General features: G+C 74.0%; 6 protein-coding genes. 3 read left to right on the top strand and 3 right to left on the bottom strand.

Going from position 1 to position 6,585, the window contains the following annotated elements:
* Window positions 1-449 precede the first annotated feature (449 nt).
* Window positions 450-923 carry an ATP-binding protein gene (locus ACFV6I_RS01045; protein WP_063348164.1) on the bottom strand — a complete coding sequence of 158 codons (474 nt, stop codon included), beginning with the start codon at window positions 921-923 and terminating at the stop codon, window positions 450-452.
* A gap of 631 nt (window positions 924-1,554) precedes the next feature.
* Here ACFV6I_RS01045 and ACFV6I_RS01040 point away from each other — a divergent pair.
* Window positions 1,555-2,238: a sigma-70 family RNA polymerase sigma factor gene (locus ACFV6I_RS01040; RefSeq protein ID WP_380423188.1), complete on the top strand. Its 684-nt coding sequence runs from the start codon at window positions 1,555-1,557 to the stop codon at window positions 2,236-2,238.
* Window positions 2,235-3,470 (top strand): zf-HC2 domain-containing protein, encoded by a 1,236-nt coding sequence (locus ACFV6I_RS01035; RefSeq protein WP_380423187.1) that lies wholly within the window; start codon window positions 2,235-2,237, stop codon window positions 3,468-3,470. Before ACFV6I_RS01040 ends, ACFV6I_RS01035 begins: the two co-directional genes overlap by 4 nt.
* Before the next feature lie 33 nt (window positions 3,471-3,503).
* On the opposite strand, the gene purU is transcribed toward ACFV6I_RS01035, so the two are convergent.
* Together purU and ACFV6I_RS01025 are read right to left on the bottom strand one after the other, a co-directional pair.
* Window positions 3,504-4,370 (bottom strand): formyltetrahydrofolate deformylase, encoded by an 867-nt coding sequence (gene purU, locus ACFV6I_RS01030; RefSeq protein ID WP_371517487.1) that lies wholly within the window; start codon window positions 4,368-4,370, stop codon window positions 3,504-3,506.
* 199 nt (window positions 4,371-4,569) lie between these two features.
* Entirely contained in the window at window positions 4,570-5,085 is a 516-nt protein-coding gene (locus tag ACFV6I_RS01025) for a hypothetical protein (RefSeq protein WP_079135686.1), read from the bottom strand.
* A 174-nt stretch (window positions 5,086-5,259) separates the two neighbouring features.
* Between ACFV6I_RS01025 and ACFV6I_RS01020 the strand changes: the two genes are divergently transcribed.
* Window positions 5,260-6,558 carry an ABC transporter substrate-binding protein gene (locus ACFV6I_RS01020; protein WP_380423186.1) on the top strand — a complete coding sequence of 433 codons (1,299 nt, stop codon included), beginning with the start codon at window positions 5,260-5,262 and terminating at the stop codon, window positions 6,556-6,558.
* Window positions 6,559-6,585 lie beyond the last annotated feature (27 nt).

The raw sequence follows: 6,585 nt of genomic DNA, 5'->3' as shown, positions 1-6,585 counted from the left end.
CGTGGGGCGGTGCGGGCCGCGGTGCGCGAGGCGCGCGGTGCGCCGGGCCGGCGCCGGGCGGCGCGGGGCGCCGGCGCCCCCCCCGGCCGCGTGCACCCCGAGCACGGCGCGGCCGGCCACCATCCAATCGCGACGCGCGGGCCCTGAACCCGCGCCGCACCCTCCGCACTCGCCAAGGAGCGCCCGCGACCGGCGGTCCACGGCCCCCCTGCTGGCGTGGTCCCCCTGGACAACAGCACCGCGGCGGCGTTCGGGCGTCCCCTCGGCGTCCCCTCACTGACGGAGAGCCGCACCCAAGCGTGATCAGTCGGATACGTCACGTCAATGGGTAGTCCGAAATTCGGAATGGTTGCGTCAACTTTCGGCCGGTGATCTCCGCCAGTGATCTCCGCCGACGATCACCGGCGGGAACGGCATCGAACCGAGCAGGCCCCGGGCTGCCGCTGCCGCTACTGCGCCAACGCCGCCCAGTCCACGCCCGCCAGCGGGTCCGCCGGCCGGGCGTCCGCGCCGATCTCGCACCACACCCGCTTGCCCGAGCCGTCCGGGAACCAGCCCCAGCGCTCGCAGAGCAGCTCGACCAGCTCCAGGCCGCGCCCGTTGGTGGCGTTCTCGTCCGCCCCGGCGTGCCGTGGGGCGGGGGCCGTCCGGCTGGCGTCGGCGACCTCCACCCGCAGCGGACCGGCCGGCTCACCGCCCGCCTGGTCCTCCTCCACCGGCAGGCAGAGCCGCAGCACCGCCGGACACCCGGTGTGCACCACGGCGTTGGTCACCAACTCGGAGACCACCAGCACCACCGTCTCGGCGACCGGCGCGTCCGGGTCCACCCCATGGTTCAGCAGCCGCGAGCGCACCCACCGACGGGCCCGGCCGACCTCGGCCGGGTCCGCCTGCACCGCCAGCTGTACCTGAAGAACCTGCACCGCTCCACCACCCGCACTCGCAGTTCGGCCATCGTCCCGATCGGGCCGGATCGTCCAGCCGGCGAACCCTCGCACATCGCCCGGTGCCACCCGGGCCCTCGGCCGGGCTCCCGCCCGGCGCTCACCCGAGCTGTCCCGTCCGGGCCAACTCGTCCGGGCCAACTCGTCCGTCGCGCACTGGCCGCGACTCGATTACGCCTCAGGATGAGTGGGCGGACGGACCTCGGCAAGCGCTTCGGGCATATTCCAGCGATCGGGGGACAGCGCAGTGCATACTGTCCCGTTCACTCTCGCGAGCCTCGTACCGGCACTCGTCCGGCCCGGGCCGACCCGCCGGTCCCGCAGTGGCGAACCTACCTCCGGACGCCCCGCGCACCCGGCCCGCCACTCGCGAACCACCCGTGCGACATATGTCCAACGGCCTTCGAACAGCGGCCTCCACGGACCGCCCCGCGCACGGGCCACCGGTACGAGCGACGACCGGGCACCGGGCCGGGTGACGATCCGGATGACGGCCCGGGTGACGATCCGCAGGCCCGGGTTCCGTTCTTCGGGGAATGCTCCCGCCGCCGACCGGCCGCAAGATACCGTTGGGTACGCCAGCGAAACCCGGGCAGGAGGGTGGTTCCCGATGGCCACCCCCGACCGCGCGCCGCGCTGGGACGAGCAGCTCCAACGCCGCCTCGCCCGCGGCGAGGAGACCGCGCTCGGCGAGATCTACGACCAGCTCGCGCCGATGGTGCACGGACTGGCCGGGCGGATACTCGCCGACCAGGCCGCCGCCGCCCAGCTCACCCGGGAGATATTCGCCCACGTCTGGGAGCACCCCGAGGACTTCGACCCCGCCCAGGGCTCGCTGCGCTCCTGGCTCGGCGCGCTCACCCACCGCCGCGCGGTCGACCGGCTGCGGGCGCGGCGGGCCGCCGAGCGGGTACCGGGCGGCCCGGGCAGCGGACTTGACGGCCCGGGCGGCGGCGAGGGCGCGGCCGAGGCGGAGATCCGCGCCGTGGCCACCGCCGCGCGCATGCAGTACGTGGTGGACTCCCTGCCCCAATCCCTGCGTGAGACCATCGCGGTGACGTACTACGACGGCCGCACCTACCAGGAGACGGCCCGGCTGCTCGGCATCAGCGAGCAGGCCGCCAAGCAGCGGATGCGGCTCGGCCTGGAACTGCTGGCCACCGAACTGGCCGAGGAGCGCGCCCGCCACGACGAGCGGCACGGCCGCGAGGACGACCGGGCCGACGACCGGGCCGACGACCGGGACCACCGGGACGACGCGGGCGACAGGGACGACGGGGGCAGGGGCGCATGAGCGAGCGGAGCGAGCCCACCACCGAGGAGCGCCACGACGCCCTGCGCTCGCTGCTCGGCGCCTGGGCCCTCGGCGCCTGCCCGAGCCGTGACGCCGCCGAGCTGGAGCAGCACCTGCGCACCTGCCCGGAGTGCGCCGAGGAGGCCGCCCGGCTGCGTGAGGCGGCGGGCTGGCTCGCCCTGGACGAGCCGCTCGACCAGCCCAACTCGCTGCGCCAGCAGGTGCTCGACTGGTGCCTGGCCCGCCGCCCGGCCGAACTGCCCGTCCCCGCCTGGGGCATGCCGTACACCGCGGAGACGGCCAAGCTCGACGCGCTGCTGCGCGACCTCGGCCCGGAGGAGTGGCAGGAGGTGGCCGACCTGCCGTGGCACGGCGGCACCGGGCGGCTGCGTCCGGCCGAGGTGCTGTGCCATCTCGCCGCCGTGGACGGCTATCTGGCGCTCGCCCTCGGCCTGCCCGACCCGGTGCCGGCCGGCCCGGGCGCCACGCCGGCCCCGGCCGCCCGGCGGGTGCCGCCGCAGGAGCCGGCCGCGCGGCCGCCGGCGCCCCTGCTCCTGCCCCGGGTCCCGCTGCAGGGCGGGCCGTACGCCGGGATCGCCGAGCGCACCGCCCGGCTGGTCGCCGACCGGGCCGGCCTCCCGCCGCAGTCGGTGCGGGAGCGGTGGCGGCGGCAGACCCACGACCTGGTGCGCACCGCCGCGCTCGCCCCGCGGGGCAACACCCCCGTCGACTACGGCTTCGCCGTGCTGCCGCTGCGCGACGCCTTCGTGGACCGCGCCTTCGAGTGCTACGTGCACGGCGAGGACGTGGCCCGCGCGGTCGCCTACCCGTACGACCCGCCGGCGCCCCAGCACCTGCGGCAGATGGTGGACCTGGCGGTCCGGATGGTCCCGCGGGCACTGGCCGACCTGCGCGCCGCCCGCGCCACCCGTCCCGAGCCCGCCGGGGCGCCGGACCTCCCGCCCGTGGCGGGCCAGGGCCACGGCCGGGGCCGGCGGCTGCGGCTGGTGATCGACGGTCCGGCGGCCGGCGAGTGGCTGATACCGCTGGACGGGCCGGAGTCGGGGCCGTCCGGCGGCGAGCCGGTGGCCTCGATGGTGCTGGACGGCCTGGAGCTCTGCCAGTTGGCCGCCGCGCACCGCGATCCGGACCGGCTGCCGGTCGGCGAGCACGGCGACCGGGCCGCGATCCGCGAGGTGCTGCACGCCCTGCCGCTGCTGTCGCGGCCGTAAACGGCCACAGCCGCTCCGACCACGCCGACCGCTCTACGCGAAGACCACCGTGCGGGTGCCGTTCAACAGCACCCGGTGCTCGCTGTGCCACTTCACCGCACGGGCCAGCGCCTGGCACTCGACGTCCCGGCCGAGCGCGACCAGCTGGTCCGGGGTGACGTCGTGGGTCACCCGGGCCACCTCCTGCTCGATGATCGGGCCCTCGTCGAGGTCGGCGGTGACGTAGTGCGCGGTGGCGCCGATCAGCTTCACGCCCCGGGCGTGCGCCTGGTGGTAGGGCTTGGCGCCCTTGAAGCTCGGCAGGAAGGAGTGGTGGATGTTGATCACCCGGCCGGACAGCGCGGTGCACAGCTGGTCCGAGAGCACCTGCATGTAGCGGGCCAGCACGACCAGTTCGACGTCCTCCTTGGCGACCAGGTCCAGCAGCTGCTGCTCGGCGTCGGCCTTGGTGTCCCGGGTGACCGGGATGTGGTGGAACGGGACGCCGTAGCTCTCGGTCAGGTCGCGCAGGTCGGTGTGGTTGGACACCACCGCGGCGATCTCCACCGGCAGGGCGCCGATCCGGGTGCGGTAGAGCAGGTCGTTCAGGCAGTGTCCGAACTTGCTGACCATGAGGACGATCCGCATCCGCTGCTCGGTCGGGTGGATCTGCCAGTCCATCCCGAACGAGGCCCCGATCGCCGCGAAGCTGGCCCGCAGCTTGTCAGCGGTGACCGGCTCGGCGGCGGAGAAGTGCACCCGCATGAAGAACAGCCCGCTGTCCCCGTCGCCGAACTGCTGGCTGTCGATGATGTTGCAGCCGGTCATGAAGAGGTAGCTGGAGACGGCGTGGACGATGCCCTGCTTGTCGGGGCAGGACAGCGTGAGGACGTACTGGGCGCTGGCCGGCTGCTGGTCCACTGGGGGTATCCCGTCCTGAGGTCGTGGCGTTCGTGGGTGGTCCAGCGTGTCACATCCTGGACAGTCGCCGCCCCGCTGCCCGTACTGCGGGACGGCACTGCTCAGCGGCCCGACCGAAAGCCCGACCAGGCGCCCGGTTAGGCCGCCGACCAGGCGCCCGGCCGGCGGCCCCGCCGTGGACCCGAACTCAGACCCAGGCTCAGACCCGGGTGAGGATGCGCAGCACGTCCAGCGACTTGGGCGCCGCGTCCGGGTCGTCCCCGTCGTTCACCGCCAGCGCGACGTGCGCCTCGCGCGCGGCCCGGACCGCCTCCGGCCAGCCGGGGTGGCCGAAGTAGGCGGAGGCGTGGGCGTCCGCGCCGACCTCGTGCAGCAGCTGGACCACGCGCAGCACCGCGACGTCGACCAGGGCGGCCTCGGCGGAGTCGCGGAAGATCGTGCCCACGTACTTCTCGGCCGACCAGTGGTCCAGCCAGGTGTCCTCGACCAGCCGGTAGACGGCGTCGGTCACGTCGCCGTACCCCTCCCGGCCGTTCAGCCAGGTCTCCTGCTGGAAACCGGGGTCGGACAACATGTGCAGCGCCGAGCGCAGTCGGGCTCGCCAGCGCCACCAGGGCAGGTCGTTGAGCGGCATGCCGTTCATCGTGCTGGAGCGGTGGCCCGGACGAGAAGTGTTTCGGGCAGACCGATGCGAAGAATCTGTGCTGGCGGACATGGAGAACGATCGTACGTTCCCTGTCCGTTCGTACTCCACTCCCGATCTACACGCGTGCCCCGCCGGATTTCAGCTCCCGTTATCCGACCGTTCGCACTTCGGCCCTCTCGGCGTGTGGCGCCGGGGCTTGGCTTGCTCCGGTGCGCCGGATGGCGCCCCAGAGAGGGAAGACCGATGACCAGCCGAAGGGACCCGTTCCAACCCCGGCACCAGTTCGCGCGGCGCCGCCGCCGCCCGATCGCCGCGGCCGCCACCGCCGCGGCCCTGCTCCCCACCCTCTTCTCGGCCTCCGCGTGCGGCGGACCGGCCGATGCCTCCACCAACGGCGGCGACCTCACCGTGATGACCTGGTCCCCGTCCGGCACCGGCTCCGCCGACCGGCCCGGCATGACCGCGCTCGCCGAGGCGATCGGCCGGGACGTCAACCTCAAGGGCGCGCTGAACGGCCGCCGGCTGCAGGTGCTCACCTGCAACGAGCACAACACCTCCGAAGGCGCCAAGGCCTGCGCCCAGCGGGCGGTGGACGCCAAGGCGGTCGCCGTGATCGGCTCCTACAGCCAGTACGGCTTCGACTTCATGCCCGTCCTGGAGCGCGCCGGCATCCCCCTGATCGGCGGCTACGGGCTCTCCCAGCCCGAGTTCAGTAGCCCGCTCTCGTACCCGGTGGACGGCGGCATGCCCGCGCTGATCGGCGGCAGCGGCCGTCAGCTGGTCGAGGCCGGCTGCAAGGCCGTCGCGCTGGTCCGCCCGGACACCCCGTCCGGCGACAACCTGCTCGGCTACCTGGCCAACGCGCTCAAGCCGGCCGGCATCAAGCTGCTCGACGTCAAGGCGCCCGAGCAGTCCACCGACTACACGGCGGTGGCCCGCAAGGCGATCGGCAAGGACGAACCGGCGAACTGCGTCACCAGCGCCCTCGCCGCCGAGCCGACCGGCAACCTGCTGGACTCCTACCGCCGGCTGAACCCGAGGAACACCCGGTTCGCCTCGGTGATCGGCAGCGTGCAGCAGTCGGTGGTCGACTCCACCGGCGGCGACTCCGGCCCGCTGGCCGGCACCTACGTCACCAGCTGGTACCCGCCGGAATCGGCGAAGGTCTGGGACGGGCTGCGCGCGGTGGTGCGCGCCGACGCCACCGGCGGCCACACCATCGACGTCTCCGATCCCGGCGTGCAGACCACCTGGGTCGCGTACGAGGTGTTCCGGCTGGTCGCCGAGAAGGTCGCGGCGTCCGGCCGGCAGGTCACCGAGAAGACCGTCACCGGGCTGCTGGACAGCGGCGAGGGCATCGACGTCGGGCTCACCCCGCCGCTGAACTGGGGCACCCCCAACATGCTGCCCAGCACCGAGTCACCGCGGCTGGTGAACACCTGGGTCACCTACCAGGTGGTCAAGGGTGGCCGGATGACCCTGCAGCAGCCGGGCTTCGTGGACATCCGCTGGGTGCTCACCGGGGGCCGCCCACCGGCGTGACGCCCGGACGACGCAGAACGGACGACG

The sequence above is a fragment of the Kitasatospora sp. NPDC059803 genome (assembly GCF_042732255.1).
In the GTDB taxonomy this organism is placed as follows: Bacteria; Actinomycetota; Actinomycetes; order Streptomycetales; family Streptomycetaceae; genus Kitasatospora.
Note: the sequence above shows the minus strand (reverse complement) of the source record. Positions and strands in the feature narration are given on the sequence as shown.